The sequence below is a fragment of the Myroides sp. A21 genome (assembly GCF_000807225.1).
In the GTDB taxonomy this organism is placed as follows: domain Bacteria; phylum Bacteroidota; class Bacteroidia; order Flavobacteriales; family Flavobacteriaceae; genus Flavobacterium; species Flavobacterium odoratimimum.
The window spans coordinates 2,923,920-2,941,092 of sequence record NZ_CP010327.1 but is presented as its reverse complement, the minus strand read 5'-3'; the positions used below and the strand labels follow the sequence as shown (position 1 = coordinate 2,941,092).

Annotated in this window: 19 protein-coding genes; 4 read left to right on the top strand and 15 right to left on the bottom strand. The window is 31.9% G+C overall.

Going from position 1 to position 17,173, the window contains the following annotated elements; translation table 11 throughout:
- Positions 1 to 67 precede the first annotated feature (67 nt).
- Together MYRA21_RS13200 and MYRA21_RS13195 are read right to left on the bottom strand one after the other, a co-directional pair.
- Positions 68 to 1,195, bottom strand: coding sequence for a cysteine desulfurase family protein (locus tag MYRA21_RS13200; RefSeq protein ID WP_039329347.1), 1,128 nt, complete (start codon positions 1,193 to 1,195; stop codon positions 68 to 70).
- Positions 1,196 to 1,375: 180 nt separating this feature from the next.
- On the bottom strand, positions 1,376 to 3,121 hold the full coding sequence (locus tag MYRA21_RS13195) for an MFS transporter (RefSeq protein ID WP_039329345.1): 1,746 nt from the start codon (positions 3,119 to 3,121) through the stop codon (positions 1,376 to 1,378).
- Positions 3,122 to 3,368: 247 nt separating this feature from the next.
- Here MYRA21_RS13195 and MYRA21_RS13190 point away from each other — a divergent pair, with 247 nt between their 5' ends.
- Together MYRA21_RS13190 and MYRA21_RS13185 are read left to right on the top strand one after the other, a co-directional pair.
- Positions 3,369 to 4,379 carry a hypothetical protein gene (locus tag MYRA21_RS13190; protein WP_039329343.1) on the top strand — a complete coding sequence of 337 codons (1,011 nt, stop codon included), beginning with the start codon at positions 3,369 to 3,371 and terminating at the stop codon, positions 4,377 to 4,379.
- A gap of 670 nt (positions 4,380 to 5,049) precedes the next feature.
- On the top strand, positions 5,050 to 5,637 hold the full coding sequence (locus MYRA21_RS13185) for a hypothetical protein (protein ID WP_006259091.1): 588 nt from the start codon (positions 5,050 to 5,052) through the stop codon (positions 5,635 to 5,637).
- A 55-nt stretch (positions 5,638 to 5,692) separates the two neighbouring features.
- Here MYRA21_RS13185 and MYRA21_RS13180 read toward each other — a convergent pair whose 3' ends face one another.
- The 10 genes from MYRA21_RS13180 to MYRA21_RS13135 all read right to left on the bottom strand — a co-directional run bounded on the left by MYRA21_RS13180 (position 5,693) and on the right by MYRA21_RS13135 (position 13,027).
- Positions 5,693 to 6,370, bottom strand: coding sequence for a hypothetical protein (locus tag MYRA21_RS13180; protein ID WP_006265167.1), 678 nt, complete (start codon positions 6,368 to 6,370; stop codon positions 5,693 to 5,695).
- 112 nt (positions 6,371 to 6,482) lie between these two features.
- Positions 6,483 to 6,818, bottom strand: coding sequence for a hypothetical protein (locus MYRA21_RS13175; protein WP_039329340.1), 336 nt, complete (start codon positions 6,816 to 6,818; stop codon positions 6,483 to 6,485).
- Positions 6,819 to 6,902: 84 nt separating this feature from the next.
- Entirely contained in the window at positions 6,903 to 7,406 is a 504-nt protein-coding gene (locus MYRA21_RS13170) for a hypothetical protein (RefSeq protein ID WP_006261040.1), read from the bottom strand.
- 598 nt (positions 7,407 to 8,004) lie between these two features.
- Positions 8,005 to 8,511, bottom strand: coding sequence for a hypothetical protein (locus MYRA21_RS13165; RefSeq protein ID WP_006261039.1), 507 nt, complete (start codon positions 8,509 to 8,511; stop codon positions 8,005 to 8,007).
- A 360-nt stretch (positions 8,512 to 8,871) separates the two neighbouring features.
- Positions 8,872 to 9,270, bottom strand: a complete 399-nt coding sequence (locus tag MYRA21_RS13160; protein WP_006259096.1) for a cytidine deaminase — start codon at positions 9,268 to 9,270, stop codon at positions 8,872 to 8,874.
- 13 nt (positions 9,271 to 9,283) lie between these two features.
- A complete protein-coding gene (locus tag MYRA21_RS13155; protein ID WP_006263437.1) occupies positions 9,284 to 10,006 on the bottom strand; it encodes a trans-aconitate 2-methyltransferase in 723 nt (240 codons plus the stop codon).
- Positions 10,007 to 10,008: 2 nt separating this feature from the next.
- Positions 10,009 to 10,548: a YbaK/EbsC family protein gene (locus MYRA21_RS13150; RefSeq protein ID WP_006259098.1), complete on the bottom strand. Its 540-nt coding sequence runs from the start codon at positions 10,546 to 10,548 to the stop codon at positions 10,009 to 10,011.
- 3 nt (positions 10,549 to 10,551) lie between these two features.
- Positions 10,552 to 11,598: a S66 peptidase family protein gene (locus tag MYRA21_RS13145; RefSeq protein ID WP_006263436.1), complete on the bottom strand. Its 1,047-nt coding sequence runs from the start codon at positions 11,596 to 11,598 to the stop codon at positions 10,552 to 10,554.
- 19 nt (positions 11,599 to 11,617) lie between these two features.
- Positions 11,618 to 12,463 (bottom strand): GNAT family N-acetyltransferase, encoded by an 846-nt coding sequence (locus MYRA21_RS13140; RefSeq protein WP_039329337.1) that lies wholly within the window; start codon positions 12,461 to 12,463, stop codon positions 11,618 to 11,620.
- A gap of 9 nt (positions 12,464 to 12,472) precedes the next feature.
- Positions 12,473 to 13,027 carry a GNAT family N-acetyltransferase gene (locus tag MYRA21_RS13135; RefSeq protein WP_006263434.1) on the bottom strand — a complete coding sequence of 185 codons (555 nt, stop codon included), beginning with the start codon at positions 13,025 to 13,027 and terminating at the stop codon, positions 12,473 to 12,475.
- Between the two features lie 446 nt (positions 13,028 to 13,473).
- Between MYRA21_RS13135 and MYRA21_RS13130 the strand changes: the two genes are divergently transcribed.
- A complete protein-coding gene (locus tag MYRA21_RS13130) occupies positions 13,474 to 13,689 on the top strand; it encodes a hypothetical protein (protein ID WP_006259102.1) in 216 nt (71 codons plus the stop codon).
- Positions 13,679 to 13,972, top strand: coding sequence for a type II toxin-antitoxin system RelE/ParE family toxin (locus MYRA21_RS13125; protein WP_006265163.1), 294 nt, complete (start codon positions 13,679 to 13,681; stop codon positions 13,970 to 13,972). Before MYRA21_RS13130 ends, MYRA21_RS13125 begins: the two co-directional genes overlap by 11 nt.
- 50 nt (positions 13,973 to 14,022) lie before the next feature.
- Here the strand turns inward: MYRA21_RS13125 and MYRA21_RS13120 are convergent, their stop codons facing one another.
- From MYRA21_RS13120 to MYRA21_RS13110, 3 genes are all read right to left on the bottom strand, one after another.
- A complete protein-coding gene (locus MYRA21_RS13120) occupies positions 14,023 to 14,646 on the bottom strand; it encodes a carbonic anhydrase (RefSeq protein WP_006259105.1) in 624 nt (207 codons plus the stop codon).
- Between the two features lie 2 nt (positions 14,647 to 14,648).
- Positions 14,649 to 16,190 (bottom strand): SulP family inorganic anion transporter, encoded by a 1,542-nt coding sequence (locus MYRA21_RS13115; protein ID WP_006263432.1) that lies wholly within the window; start codon positions 16,188 to 16,190, stop codon positions 14,649 to 14,651.
- Positions 16,191 to 16,858: 668 nt separating this feature from the next.
- Positions 16,859 to 17,161, bottom strand: a complete 303-nt coding sequence (locus MYRA21_RS13110) for a hypothetical protein (RefSeq protein WP_006259107.1) — start codon at positions 17,159 to 17,161, stop codon at positions 16,859 to 16,861.
- Positions 17,162 to 17,173 lie beyond the last annotated feature (12 nt).

Below are 17,173 nucleotides of genomic sequence, written 5' to 3'. Positions count from 1 at the left end.
TGAGTTTTTAAAACAAAAAATCCACTCTCTGAGAGTGGATTTAAATTCTATTTGATCAACAATCTGATTAGATTGTTTTTAATACTTCGATTAAAACATCAATATCTTCTTTTGTGTTTTCATGCCCAAATGAAAGTCTTAAACTTGGTTTCTTTAAGTCTTCCGAACATAAGAATTGTGACAATACATGAGAAGGCTTTTGACTTCCTGATTGACATGCACTTCCTCTAGATACTGCAATTCCTTTCATGTCTAACTGGAACAACATCATAGCTGCTTTCTCCTCAGATAGAGGTAATAATACATTTAAGATATTGTAAAACCCTACATTATTTCCATTAAAACATACTTCTGGAAATACCTCTACTAATCTTTCTTTACAATATTCTTTGATACTAGTGATATGAGCTCTTTCTTCTTCTAATAAATCATAAGCCATTTCCAAAGCTTTAGCCATACCTACTACTTGATGTACTCCTTCAGTACCTGCTCTTAACCCTTTCTCTTGTTCTCCACCAAACATCACAGGTTTTAAAACATTCTTCTTGCGGATAAAAGCAAATCCAATCCCCTTTGGTCCGTGAAATTTATGAGCACTAGCTACAATAAAGTCTATCGGTGTCTCTGCTAAATCAATTTTAGCTTTACCAATAGACTGCACAGTATCACAGTGAAATAATGCATGATGAGCTTCGCATAACGTAGCTACTCTTTTTAAATCTAATTCTGTCCCTACTTCATTATTAACGTGCATTAAACTTACTAATGTAAGTTTAGATTCATCTTTTAATAATTCTTCTAATTGATTATAATCAATTTCACTAGAAGGTTGGATATCTAAGAAAACTAATTCTGTACCGAACTCAGCACTTAATTGTTTTACAGTATTTAATACAGCGTGGTGCTCTAATTTAGAAGTGATAATTCTTTTAACTCCTAAATCACGAATTGCAGAACGCAAAATCCAGTTATTACCTTCAGTTCCACAAGATGTAAAGATAATCTCAGAAGAAGTTGCATTAAATTGCTTTGCAATTACTTTTCTAGCATTCTCCACTAAAGCTTTAGCGTGTCTACCGATAGCATATGTTGAAGATGGATTACCATAATCATTTCTAAGTACATTAACCATCTCTTCGATTACTTCTGGACGTACGGATGTAGTCGCAGCATTATCAAGATAAACGTGTTTCATTTTCTTTTTGTTGGTAAGTTATTGTTATGCTCTTTCTAAAAAAGAGTTGTTTTGTCTTGTCTTTTATTGTCACGTAATCGCAAATGTAGTAAAAACTGATATTATTACTACAATAGAATTAACATCTTTTCACGCTATATGTGAAAAGTATTAGTAATTACAACTCTTACTAAAGTCAATCTAATTAATATCATCTATCTGTATATTTTGCTTAGAAAGCACCTTTTTTGCCACTATACCAAAAGCTAACAAATATGCAAAACACAATAAACTAACTATGTATGATTGGTGAATACCTAGTATATCAGCAACTTTTCCTTGAATCGGAGGAATAATACCCCCACCCAATATCATCATGATTAACAGAGAAGACCCTTGAGCTGTATATTTACCTAAGCCAATAATAGCAATATTAAAGATAGCTGGCCATAATACACTACAAGCCAAACCTCCAGCTAAAAAAGCATAAATAGCAATCATACCAGTACTGAACAACCCGACTAACATTGCTAATAATCCAAAAAGACTAAACAGCATTAATGTTCTCGCTGATTTATTCTTTGCCCAATACGTTAATACAATTTGTAAAACCACACAAACAGAATAGTAATACAAAGGTGTTACATCATTACCTGCCAAATAATTAGCCCCAAGAACAGCAAAATAAGCTAAAAATGGAACAACAATCATTGCTAATAATTGCTTCCCTTTAGACAAATTAAATACACTCACAGCACCAGCCCATCTCCCAATCATCAAACTTCCCCAATACATCGATATATAAGGAGTTATCTGAGAAGATTGGAGATTACCAAACTCTTCTAGCTTAAGTAACTCTCCTAAATTACTTCCGATACTTACTTCTACCCCAACATATGCAAAAATACCAAACATCCCTAAAAGCAACTGTGGATATTGCATCGCTCCCCAACCTTGTTGATTTCTCCTACTGCTTCGATAAGCAAAGCCAATACTTCCTCCTATCACCACTAAAGCTGCCGAAAGTAACATAATTCGTTTATTATCTAACCCTTCTTTAATTTCAACAATTTGAGTATCTAAAAAAGTGATTGCTTTCTCTTTTTCAACTAACTGAGAAGCCTCTACTTCTTTATTGCTCAAAACTTCCTTTTCTTTAACCAATAATTCTACTGGTTCATTAGCTGATTGACTATAGGTATTAAATACAGGAATATATATCATTATTAATAGTAGTGTCATCGTAACTAAAGTTCCTATTGCTTTCTTTGCTGGTTCCATAGGCTCAATACGCACTCCATCAGGTATTTTTTTTGAGAATCTAAACAACATTGCCGCAATTACAAAAAGAGCTCCTACTCCCGCATATAACATTGTCATACTCGACAGACTCAGATGTTGTATTTGATCATCAGTTAGTGCGACTGTACTTCCAAATAAAGCAAACGCCATTAACAATGGCCCTATAGTTCCTCCCAGTGAATTAACCGCTCCCCCTAAGCTCACTCTACTCGTCCCTGTCTTAGGATCTCCTACAGAAATCACTAGAGGATTAGCCGCTATCTGTTGTAACGAAAAACCGAGAGCTACTACAAATAACCCAATCAACAAAGCAGTGTAAATATTTACATTCACTGCCCAAATCATTAATCCTGCCCCTATTGCTGAAAACAGCAGACCAAATACAATTGATTTCTTATAACCATAACTTGTTACGAGATCCTTCCCCTTAATAGTACTTAAAATAAACAAAATCAAAGCTCCTGAATAATATGCTGTATAAAAAGCAAAATCAATTAATTGAGATTGAAATTGATCTAAGTGGAAATAAGCTTTACAAAATGGAATAAAAATACTATTACCTGCTCCAAAAAATCCCCAAAAGAAGAATACCGTAACTAAAGTATATAGTGCAGGATAATTAGTTTTTACTGTCGAATTATTCATGTGATAACAAGAGTTTATTACGATTACATTAACATTTTCAAATATAGACAAATACTATTTGTGCATAAAAAAGACAGTCATTTTTTTTATTGACTCCTTTTATATCCCTAATAAGCATTGAATACACCATCTAAAATGTAAAAAATGACCCAGAAATAATAATAAAAAATTATAATATACCCATGCAAACTATTTTATAGCAATAAAAAAACTATTTTTGCTGTATACAATAATATATTCACGACTGATGAAAAAGTTTTTTACCCTTACAGGTATATCTTTTATGTTTTTACTTACCTCTTGTGATGATGGTAATCTAGTTTATAAAGACATTGATTTTAACAACGTAACTGCTGTACAGAGATGTACTACACCAGGAGCTGATAAGATTTTCTACAAACTTCAGAATGATGAAGCACTAATACTTGTTATTGATGCTGATAACATCATGAGAGATGAAACTATCAATAGAGCTAGAGTAGAGATTAGTGGAACAGATACTAGCTTAGATTATAGAAAGTATACTGATAAAGTAGAAGGCACATCTATATGTAACCTTCCTCCTCCAGCTACTCCTTCTGTCATTCAGAGTATACCTGCATCTCCAGGTGGAACAGTCATCATAGATAGAACAGTACAGGTTAATAATAATACAACAGCAACTGATAATAGCGTCAACCTAATTTATCAGTACACGTTTTCTTTATTAAATATACATTTTAATCAAGGAGACACTAGTATTAAATATGATCAGATGACTTTTGGATCTACAACTTATGCAAATAGAACTTTAGCTTTTAAGTTTGATAATAACAATGGTAATGGTCTAAACAATTTTAATTGTAACAACTCATTATATAACTTAAAAGACAAAGAAGCTCTTATCTTGAATATCACTGAAGATGATCTTCCAACAGAAGCTACGGCTGAAAGTATTATAGAACTAAACGATAAAAGACTACTTAGTATAAAACAATATAGTCGTACAGGTATTAATCTAAATCAAGTATGTGAGTACGAAGGAGACATACCTGGATCAAATACTAACAACCCAAATAAATTAGAAGAATATTGGGTTGCACCTAAAGGGCAAATAGTTATCAAATCTAGATGGACTGAACCTGTAGATGGATCTGAACCAAAATTACTACATGAGATCTCACTAAGAAACCTAACATTCATAAAAGCAAGTAACACAGATAGGACATTCATAAAACCGACATTACCTTTCGGAACTATTGTTACAGATAAAAAATAATTCTATCCTATTTAGGACACTTAAAGTCGCTGTTTTTAACAGCGACTTTTTTATTATTAGTAATAATACTAAACCTTTCTTATAAATATTACAAAAATAAATATTCATCAAAGTTCTAAAAAATGGTACTAAATAGCTCTATAGCATTGCTAAAATTAAAACCATTTAAAAGTCTAAATAGGAACAAATACAATGATTCTAAAGCTTCTTTAAAAAGAAAGAAGATTAACTTTTATTTTTGTACTACATAATTATATGGCACTTTTTAACTTTTATTCCCTCTAAAATTCAAAAATTGCTACTACAATAAAATTTAAATATTTTAAATATCTTCAATTTTATTCAATATAACACAACTTTTATACAAATAAGCATATTGATATCTAACATTAGAAGTATTTACATTCAATTTTATTAGAATTTTAAAACAATTTTAGATAATACTAAACATTTTATATATTGCACATGTAAACAAAACCAAAAAGGTCTTAAATAAAATAATAGTTCTTTATTCTTTCTATAATTTTTAAAAGTATTCAAAGAGTAAAAAGTTATTGTACTATTCACTTTTTTAGTTTTGATATTTTCTACAATGAAGATTTTACAAGAAAGGGCTAAATAAATTATATTAACAAGTGTCACTCTGAAGATACGAGAATAAAAAATATAGATGAGAAATAAATTCACATTTACTGTTGCTTTAATTGCAATTAGTTTGGCGAGCTTTGCACAAGAAAGAACAAATACAATAGATAATCAATTTAATACTTTACTAAACGAATCAACAAACTGGCAAAAGTCTAAAATTGTCGAGGTAGAAAAATTGCACCAATTACAAAAAAATGTAAATGACTCTCTTACTAAGTTACATCTAACTATTGCTAATAATAAAGATGCTTCTTTAGAACATAAAGAATCTGTTGAAAGCTTAACATCGCAGTTACAAATAACTAGAGATTCTCTTTCAACTTCATTAACTACTACAAAGAATATTGAAGTTTTAGGAATATCTTCAGAGAAATCAACTTTCTTGACGATTATATGGGCTATTATAGGTATACTAATTATTGTTTTAGGAATAATATACTATCGCTTTAAAAGAAGCTTTTCTGAAATCAGAGAAGTAAACAGAAAATTATCTGAGACAGAAGAAGAACTTGAAGAATTAAGAAAATCTTCTCTTGAACGCGAACAAAGAATACGCCGTCAACTTCAAGATGAAATCAACAAGAACAAACCAGTTGAGAAAAAAGAATAAATATAAAAGGGAATCTACCGTGTAGATTCCCTTTTATATTTAAATCAAATTAGGATTAATTCTTTAATCCTAATCCTTTTATAACTTGCTTTATAATTGACGACTTCTTTTGCCTTTTAACTTTAGTGATTTCTTCATTCATATTGACCACTTTGTTTTCATCACAAGAATATTCTTCATCCCCTAGATCTTCGAATTCAAAAGTAGGTATAGAAGAGCTCGTAACAAATATTTCGTCTTCTACCTTATCTTCTTTTAACCCAAAACGCATACATCTTTCCTGAGGTTCTATATCCCACAAATATTCACCTATTATATCCTCTATTAGATGATATATTAGTTCTATTTTACTTTCTTCTACCTCTTCATATTCCAATGGTTCACCTAGACTTTCTACAACCTCTCCTTCTACTTCTAGCACTGTTCTAATCAAAAAACCATTCTCTGTATAATGAAGGTTAAACGACATCATCTCCTCATCTATAACGAAAGACATCACCTTCTGCTTAGAAGCTTTATACACTAGCGAAGCCATACCTATCGATACCAAAACTAAAGTAGCATCCTCTAAAAAACAAATATCTAATATATCTGATTCCTTATCACTAACAGTAGCCTTCTTAAAAGTAACTTCTTCTTCATGTACTAACTTACTTTTTAGTATTACTTCTAACCCTTCCAAATCAGATTGATAATTTTTATCTATTACTATACCTCCTATCTGTAGTCCCATATATTGTTTAACCCTCTATTTACAGCTTGAAAGATACTATTTTCTTATCTAAATACACTTGCCTAATTGTGAAACAGCTGTTAATTATAATAAGTTCCATTTTATTTAAAAACTATTTATTCTTTCTTTTCCTTATAATAGTATTTAAAGAATTAAAATCATATAATTGTCCTTCATAAATAATTTTTTGGAGATCAAAATCAACAGTCAAGGTGTAGGACACATTTCCTTCTGGATATATCCTAAAAATCAAAATCAACTGATTGTTTTCTTCTCTATAGTTTTCTAAATCCCAAGTATTTGATCCAGTATCTAATACAGCTTCATGAGTTATTGCATCTCTAATAACAAAAGTATTTACCCAATGTGACATTCTCATTTCTACTAAAGCAGTCCAAATTTGATACCGACCATGACAGACAGTCTGTACATCAATCAATCTATCCATTTATTATAAATTATCAAATCTTAAATTTACTACTAAAGTATGCCATACTACAAAATCCCCAAAGATATACGTCAATATTCTACCTTAATAGCTATGTATTTTATTATAAGTGATTCTAACAAATTTAGCATTTGAGTAGAATGGCTCTTTGTCATATTCATTTATACTTCTTTCCAATACTAATATTTCATCTGTCAACACACGAATATCATAATCCTGATAATCATCTGTATTCACCTCTTTTCCTACTCCTAAATACAATTTATCCTCTATCATAAACCACTGAAAAGGAGAGCGCTCATCACATATGATATCAGTGTCTTCACTTTCTTTGTAAAAATCAGTTTGAATCATAATTTCATGTCTATGAAACTCTAGTGTCTGTGGAGGACAACAAGTACTATCTACTTCTCCTGCAATGGCGCCTCCCCATCTATCATAATATTTTTTACTTTCTAATTTCCACTTACCTATTAATAGTGCTTTATTTTTACCTTGATGGCTAATCTGCACATCATCACTAGAACAAGAAATAAAATTAAAACACAATGTGATTGAAATAAATAATAAAAGTAATTTTTGTTGCATAATCGTTTGCTTTGTAAATTTTGGCAAATTTATAAGGTCAACACATTCAAAAAGCAAGACAAAAGTCCCTACAATAAATCGAATATATAATTAACAATGAATTGTAACAATTTATTAAGAAGAATAAAAAATAATAAACCAAAAAAAGTAAACCTTGAGAAGGTTTAGCCTCCTTTAGGCTAAAAAAATAACATAGATTTACGCAAAAAACCAAATATTTTACTAAATAAAGAAAAAATAAAAATAGTTATTACAAATTTCTATTTTAAAAAACACAGTATTTATTTACTTCTTAAATTAAGATAAAACAACATATTTAGTTTAGATATATCACATCTATCAACAGTAATAAATAAAATAGACATATACCTTTAAAGTATATATACAGTATTTAAAAATCACTTATTCTATAGCCTCAAAACGTTCTTTTTTTCTTTCTTCTTCTTGTATAACCTAAAAAACAAAAAAAAACAGCTATCTCCACTCTCGTTTTGACAACTGTTTTTTAAAGTTATATTACTTATTATTTACAGAATCTTTTTACTACCCACATTATAATAATTACGGTAAGGTGCTAATGCTTAAGAGTAATAAAAGACTAGTTTACTTTTTTATAGATAATTTTAATACTGCTTACATTAGAAGTATAACGATTACCATCTTTTACATCTATCTTTCGTTCAATAATTAATCGATCCTGACTTAATACTCGAATATCATAAATCTGTTCAGCATTTTGCTCTAATGATTTACTGATACCTAAGTACAATTTGTTTCCGCTTAACATCCATTGTCTAGGAGACCTTTCATTGTAATAATTCCCTTGACTATCTTTTTGATTTGAATAATCTGTTTGAATAGTAATGCCTCCTTTATAATAATCTACTGTCTGAGCAGGTACATTTAAATCACTTGCCAAAGTCTCCTTTACTATTCTACCATCTACATCTAACTCTGCTTTTTCTACAAGTTCCCATTTACCAAACATTTTAGAATTATTTTGTGCTTCTTCAGTAATTTGTATATCATCACTAGAAGAACAAGCAGTAAGGCTAACTGCAGACATTCCTAAAAATAGGAGACTAAATAGAGTTTGTTTTTTCATTTCGACTATTAATACATTTATATTTTTGACAAATATATATCGACATCTGTGAATTATCCAAAATAAAAACTCAAAATAAATTCACAATACGTGAATAAACAGGTTTTATAACTAACATTTAACAATTTCAATTTCGTGTATTTGTTAAAAAATCACACATTGTAATTTTTACACCAAATAAACTTACTTTAATATCGAATTATTAGAATATAAAAACATTCAATCTACAATTCGTATAATAAAACAGACAATATAGAAATAAACACAACTTACCTCAACGCAAACAAAGTACTAGTAAGACATAAAAAAAGACTCTAGTACATACTAAAGTCTTTTATAATCGAATAGTAAGCTATCCACTTACCATTTTCTATTCATTCCTTTTTTCCAATCATAAGGCATAAGAGAACCTAAAGTTACATAGTGATCATCTTCTACTTCTACGATCGCGTTTTCATTTTCTTGTGCTAATTGAGTCATAAACTCTCTACATCTTCCGCAAGGAGGCACAGCTTCTCCCTTCTCAGTTATAGCTACTACCCGTCTTATTCTATTTTCTCCATGCTTTAGCATATCTGCTATAGCCCCATGCTCTGCACAGAACCCCATAGAACAAGCAGTATCAATACTAATACCTGTATATACATTTCCGTCTATAGTCTCAATAGCAGCGGCAACACTTCCATACGCAACAAAATCATTTAATTCAACTGATTTTGCATATTTATGGGCTATTTGCTTTAATTCCTTTGCTTCCATTTAATTCATTTTGTTAGGCATATCCATACCATATTATTTCCTCACTATACTCATTATATCTATTCAATTCCCAATCACCAAATACTTCTGCTATTCCTAGTCCAGCATCAGCTACTAATAGTCCTATCTCATTAAAACTAGGAAAAGCAATAGTAGATTGTGAACTAAAATTCTCTTGTGTATTATCAATACTATAATAAGTCGTATAAGTCAATGCTCTTGCATCTCCTTCATACGTATTCCATGCGGTGACTTGCCCATGCAAAGGATGTTTAAATTGACGTATAGACTCCTCTTTTGTCCACGTTAACCAATCTTTCACTAACGGATTCCGACTATCAAAGATATACCTACCTCCTTCATTTAAGTGTACTTTGATTGTTTCTAGAACGGCCAAACGATCCTCTTTCGTCAAGAAAACCTGAAAGACATGTCCTGATAAAATAATCAAATCAAACTTTTGTTCTAAACGAATAGTTCTTGCATCTCCTTGTACCCATTTTACTTCTGAACTTCTTTTCTTTGCCCTTTCTAGCATCGCTTGAGCATACTCCACTCCTACTACATCTTTTCCTTTTTCAGCTAAAGCACTAGCTAACCGCCCTGTTCCACATCCTAAATCTAAAACTGACTTTACTTTTTCTGCTAGTTGTACATATCTCTCTTCATTCTCCCATAAGTTATCATAGTCGTAAAACTGAACCAAATCTACATTTTGATATAATTGATCTTCCATAATTATAGTTTAATCGTTAGTAAATCTCTATTTAAAAAAGGAACTAACTTATTAATTATATCTGTTGTATACAATTTCAAATAATGAGTAGTAGTTCCATCACTACAACCATAAAAAGGCTGATCCAAAACATCTTGATCAAATACTAATTGAATATCACTAGCTGATTCTCTTAATAATCCAAATATAGATGCTGCTCCTACCTTGGTCTCCATCTTTTCGTATAGCATCTCTGCTGGTGCAAACGAAACCCTAGAGATGCTTAAAGCTTCACTAAACTCTTTACTACTAAAAGGTTTGTCTCCTAATGTAACGAATAGGTAAAACACTGTTCTCTGTCTATTGCACAAAAAAAGTGTTTTGACCATATTCATATCTAGCCTCTCATTAATCAACAAACAATCTTCCATTGTAATTGCCTCCTCTGTTTCAACTCTTTGCCAATCCATAGAAAGCTTAGACAATATATCATAAGTCTGTTCTTGTAATTTAGAAAGATATCGCGATGGCCGTTCTAATGATACTTCACTGATATAAAACATATTTTATCTATCTATTACCGCACTCTCTAGAATAGAGAAACGCTTATTAATACTATCTATCTCTGCTACACATCCATATGGCAAAGTGAACGTTGGGCACGTATGACCAAAGTCCATCTGTGTTATCACAGGGAGAGTACTTAGACCTTCTTCATCAAGTATTTTAAGCAATATTTGCTCATATTCTTCAGCGTACATATTGTCATAAGGTCTTCCTAATATAATTCCATTTACTACATCTAAAATACCCATTGCTGCATACCCTCTTAACCAACGCTCTATATAAAGAGGAGCTGTCTTTTCTTCAGAAGTTTCTAAAAACAATATACTTCCCTTCCACACATCTAATTCTGGCCAAAGCTCCGTTCCTTTTATTATTTCTAATACTTCCATGCATCCTCCAATTAAAGTACCCTGTACGCTTTTTTCTCCTCTCACATAGCGCCACCCTTCACATGGATTCAGCTTGCGTTTAGTGTTTTGTATGCTCACATCAAACCAATCTAAATACTCTGTAGTCCAACCTTCTGTATTTGGAGACACTGGTTCTACTGGTTCTATCTCAAACAATGTTCGTTTGATATCTTGTATCTGATAATCATGCATTTCCCCATTCTCTGCAAATCCCACTAATAACGAAGTACCATAGAAAGAGCTCAACCCTGCTTTTAGGCACATAAAATGCGTTACTGTACTATCTGAAAATCCTAGAAATATCTTTGGATTATTTCTAATTACATCATAGTCAATATACTTTAATAATCGAATACTCTCGTCTCCCCCTATATTGGTAATAATAGCTTTTACTTTCGGGTTCTTAAATGCATCCATTAGATCCTTAGCTCTTGCCTCTGGATGATTATAAATCCACTCCGCTGATTCTAAAGCATGAGGGGTCTCTATAACTTTAAGTCCAAATATGTTTTCCAGTCGAGCTTTTCCTACTTGATAACGATGTGGTAACTCACCTGCCCCACCCCATGACAAAGAAATTGTCGCAACTGTATCTCCTGCTTTTAATTTCTTTGGTTTTATTAATCTTGTCCTCATATACTTATAATCTCCTTACCTATAGTTTCATGATCATCTCATGTTGAGTAATATAATGCTCTAAGCCTATTCTCTTTAAAAACGAGATGAAGTCCACTCCTTTATCATCTACATTGGTAATCAGAATTGGAGTTTCTAAAATATTAACCACATCATTCACGAGAATTTTTGCTATTCCTTTATTTCGGTAAGCTTTATCTACCGCTAGTTGATATATTTTACCACTGCTTTTATGATAGGCTACATATCCTACGATATTGCCTCTCACTTTAGCTACTTTATACCGAATGTCTTCCTTAGCTTTTTCTAATACAGCTATTGAATTTTGCCAACTTGGTTGGATATCCCAAAAAGGAAGAACTGTTTTCCAACATACTTGCTCTACATCTTCTATTACAACATTAGCTGTCTTATAGTGCACCTCACGTGGTTGTCCTTTGAAGCACAGTAGATATCTACTTATATTATATCCTTGAGCTTTATAAGCACGAATAGCTTTATCGTTTCCTTTTATTACCTCAAGGGATAGATTTACACTAATCCCCGTTTCTTTCCAAACAGGAATAGCATAACTATACATCTGAGCGACTAAACGCTGTCCCCTATATGCAGGTCTCACTCCCGTACCAGCATTATAATAATAGACTTGCTCACCTTCTTTCTTCACTCCTGTTAGCATAAAAGCAACTAACTCCCCCTTATCAAATGCTCCGATAGAATAATCTAAGTCAACCAATTCACTATTTAGTTTAAATGCCAAGCTATCTTCTGTCAAATGAAAGGGAAGTATATAATCTGAAAATGAATCATTAAATACTTCTGTAAGCTCGCGTACACTTACTTCTCTAAGACTTCTAATTTTCATATCTCCTTTTTACTTTAATTTATTATATTCACCTCGTAACAAACTAAAAACAACAGAGTCTTCTATCTGTTCTCCTTTTACATAATGACTTCTCAATTGTCCTTCTCTAGTAAATCCAAACTTGTTCACTGTATTTAAGGAAGCCATATTATCTGGGCTAATGAAGGCCTCTACTCGTCTCAATTGCATAGTTTCAAATCCATAATGTAAGACCGTATTTAAGACTTCACTCATCACACCTCTTCCTTTCGAGTTATCATGATACAGTCCATATCCTACCTCAGCTCTATCGTGTTCTAAATACCAAGTATGATATCCACAGTACCCTAATATATCCTCTGTTTCTTTATCAATGATTAAAAACATCAAATATGATTTATTATAAGTACGGAAGCCATAGGCTGCTTTTACTTTTTCTTTTTCTACTTCCTCTTCAGGAATACCTATATAATGCAAAAGTTCTTCTGCAGTAGCTAATCTTAAAAAGTTTTGATAAGCTTCAGCTTCTAGTATTCGTAATTTAAAACGGGAAGTTTCAATATGGTCAAATATAAATTCTCTCATTCTGTGTCATTCTAAGTGAACTAAATATAATATTGAGTATATTTAGGTTCCTGCAAATTAAAAAAAGTCAGCATATAAGATAAACAAACAAGTGTGAATCAACATTTTTATATACTGAAAAGACAAAAGAAGGGCTATCCTTTACTTTCATTCTGAGTAAATTTGCCATCTTTCTCTACTATCTCTATTATGATAGTGTAATAACTCCGTTATTTTCTATCAAATAACGGAGTAAGTACGGACTCATAACGGACTCACTACGGACTCATTCAAAGCTAAAGCTGTCTCAAACTACTATAAGTGTACACTTATCATAAACAGTCAACCTTATTTAGCTAGATTACACAAATTAGTAAATATTTGAATTTATAAATAATTATCAAATAAAAATAAATACCTTTGTAGGAGAGTACACAATTAATTATCAACACCTTAACACATACGCTATGATAAACTATCACGTCATAATACCAAATGATAAAAAAGCAGTATTTCAAGAGTTTCTTGAGATAATTGGTGCTGATTATAGTGAACAGATTAATGACCTTAACCTAACTCTAGAACAACAAGGCATCTTAGAACAAAGGCTTGCAGAACCTAGCGAGAGTTATATTTCTCTTGATAAGGCACTTAATGAACTATACAAAAAATATGACTTATAATATAGTTATACTCCCAAGTGCTATACATGACTTAGATGCTATATTTGAGTATTATTTTTTGATATCTAAACGTATTCTAAATTCCTTTAAAAAAGAATTTGATAAAACATTGAAAGTATTAAAGAATAATCCTTTCTTTCAGATAAGATACAATGACATACGAGCTATTTCTATTAAGAAATTTCCGTATGTCATTTTTTTTAGAGTAGATCCTTATAAACAAATGATACATATTGTAGCTGTTTTTAATACTTCTCAGAACAGTGATAAGTATCCTGTATAAAAAAAGGGTATCACGAATGACACCCCTTTCTCCTCTAATCAATAATAATCTTAACAGATTAATTCAACTTTCCCACTTACTACATCGTAATAAGCTCCTACAACACCTATTTTTTCTTCAGCAATCAATTTAGTCAACGAAGGACTCACTTCTTGCAACTGTGCTACTATCGTTCTTACATTCTCCATCGTCACTAACTCTACTAATTCTGATGCTGACAAATCTTCATTACTGTGTTTTTGGCGAACTTTATCTACTACTGGATGGATGCGTTCTAATATAGTGTCTAGTTTACCTAAAGTCGTATGATTACATGCTCCTGTCACAGCACCACATCTACTGTGTCCTAATACCATGATTAATTTACTACCAACCACATTACAGGCATATTCCATACTTCCGATTACTTCATCTGTCAATACATTACCTGCTATTCTTAAACTAAAGATATCTCCTATCCCTTGATCTAATACATGCTCTAGTGGAGCACGACTATCCATACAACTCAAAATAACGGCATGTGGATGTTGACCATCTTTAGTCTCTTGTAGTTGGTGTAAGAAGTTTCGGTTAAACTTCAAGTTATTTACAAAGCGGTTATTTCCTTCTAATAATAATTCTAAGCTTTGTGCTGGCGTTGTATTTGCTAATATTTCTTTTGTAAATGAATTCATAATTAAATGGTTTTTCTGTGTGATAAAATAATGTTTTGTTGGTCTCCTGATACTTTCACTTCTTTGTGAAAACCTGTTGTAGTAATCAGTATGTTTTTTTCTTTTGCCTTTTCATTTATAAACGTCTCTATAAGCTCTAAGACATCCACATGGATATACCCCATACGCTTTGCGTCTATAGCCAAGTGACAATTATCTGGCAATTGATAAAGTCTATTTTTAATCGCTGTCTTGTTCAAGAACGATACTTCCTCTGCTAAAGTCAAGGTATATACTACTTGCTCTTGCTTTATCTGACGATGCATAGAGAATGCTTTTCTTACATTTCCGATTAATAAGAATAATACACTCACTCCCATACCTACAAGGACACCAACGAGTAAATCTGTTACTACTACCATAATAAATGTGATGATAAAAGGAATAAACTGTGTGTATCCTTTATGCCAAAAGTGCATAAGAATAGCTGGACGAGCTAAGTTATACCCTACTAAGATTAATACTGCTGCTAAGGATGCTAAAGGAATCATATTTAATACTAAAGGCAGGGAGATAACAGCTATTAATAAGAAAATACCATGAATGACTGCAGATGCTTTATACAATCCTCCTGCATTCACATTAGCAGAAGAACGTACTACTACAGAAGTCATCGGAAGTCCTCCTATCAAAGAGCTTAGAATATTCCCTATTCCTTGTACTTTTAATTCTCTATTAGTATCTGTATGTCTCTTTAATGGATCTAAGCGATCTGTCGCCTCAATACACAATAAAGTTTCAATAGAAGCTACAATAGCAATAGTCCCTCCAATCATCCATACAGCAGGATTAGCAAATCCTGTCCAATCTGGAAAAACAAATATGGAACTGATATCTGATAAACTATCAAACATAGGGATCGACACTAATCTCGATGGTTCGATAGCTAAAGAGCTACCTGTAGCAATCCAAAACTGGTTAACTAGAATACCGACTACCACTACAATTAAAGCTGCTGGTAAAAAAGAAACTTTCTTAGTCCACTTCATCTTATTCCACAGTAATAATATGGCTAATGAAATAGCAGTAATAATTACTGTACCTAATTGGACAGATGCAAAAGAAGTAATATCACCTAAAGCATCTACTCCAAAAACCAATGGCAATTGCTTAATTAAAATCACTAATCCAATACCTGCTAACATTCCCTCTATTACACTTGATGGAAAGTAGTTGGCAATAGTACCTGATCTTAACAATCCTAATATCACTTGCAAAACTCCTGCAATAATACCTGCTGTAAGTAATAATTCGAATGATCCTAGCTCCGTTATAGCTCCTAATATAATAGCCGCTAAACCTGCTGCTGGACCACTTACACTAATATTTGAATTACTCAGTAATCCAACTATTACTCCTCCTACCACACCTGAAATAATACCTGCAATAGGGGGTGCACCAGAAGCTAACGCAATTCCTAAACACAGTGGAAGTGCGACTAAAAAGACCACAAGGCCTGGAGCAACACTCTTCTTAAGTGCTGCCATACTCATATTTTTTGTCATTGTTATTTTACGTTTAGTTTTTCTTTTTTAGCCACAGATAAAGGCAATAGAAGATCTGTCGATTCATTGTTGTCCAAAAAATCAAGAAGGTAAATATTGACTTATTCAATACTTAAAAGCTAAAAAAGAAATGATTAACGAACTAAAAGCTTCTTCATTGCTAACAATTAACCGTTTTGCAAAAGAAGACTTTCGTTACAACAAAAGACATCATAGGTAATTAAACCCACATTCCGCATTAGCCAAATACTGCAAAGCAATTCTACTTCATAGTTCTTTCATTAGCTCTAAAACCATACTATAGTATGCTTGTATCACTAATTCAGAGTTATTTTGTATAATTACTTTTCGTTTATATGTCTATCGTGGAATATGGGTTAAATGAAACATAATACATGCTCTACATTACATAAACCTAGAGACAGTATTAGTTAAATACTACAAAGTGATTCTACGTCATAGCTCTTTCTATAGCGCTATCATTATACTATCGTACGATTATAGTACTAATTCCGATTTGCATTGCGTAATTACTGTTCGTTGATCTATCTATTGTTAGTTTTAGAATGAACTCTATAACCATCCATATCTATAAAAATAGATAGACAAATAACCTATAAAATGTCTTTTGCTAAATCCTCTACTAGTGTTTACTAATAGAAGTAATATTAAACTAAACGTTCAGGAGGGGGTAATAAGATATCGAACTCTTGTGATTCATACACAAGTTTCAAATGAGAGAAGTTTAATTCCAATCCTTCTCCTGCATCTACTAGATTAAGATGATTAGAAGCAGATAAATCCCACAAATGTCCTTTGTGCTCTTCTTCTGCATTAGTGATTGGCTTTTTATTTTCTTCAGAAATGGTCACAGAAGGTATCTCTAATTCAATGCCAGCTAGCACCGCAATAGTCGGCGTAGCGATAAAGTTTACAAAGAATAATAATACAATTAGTGATACATATTTCATATCACAAAAATA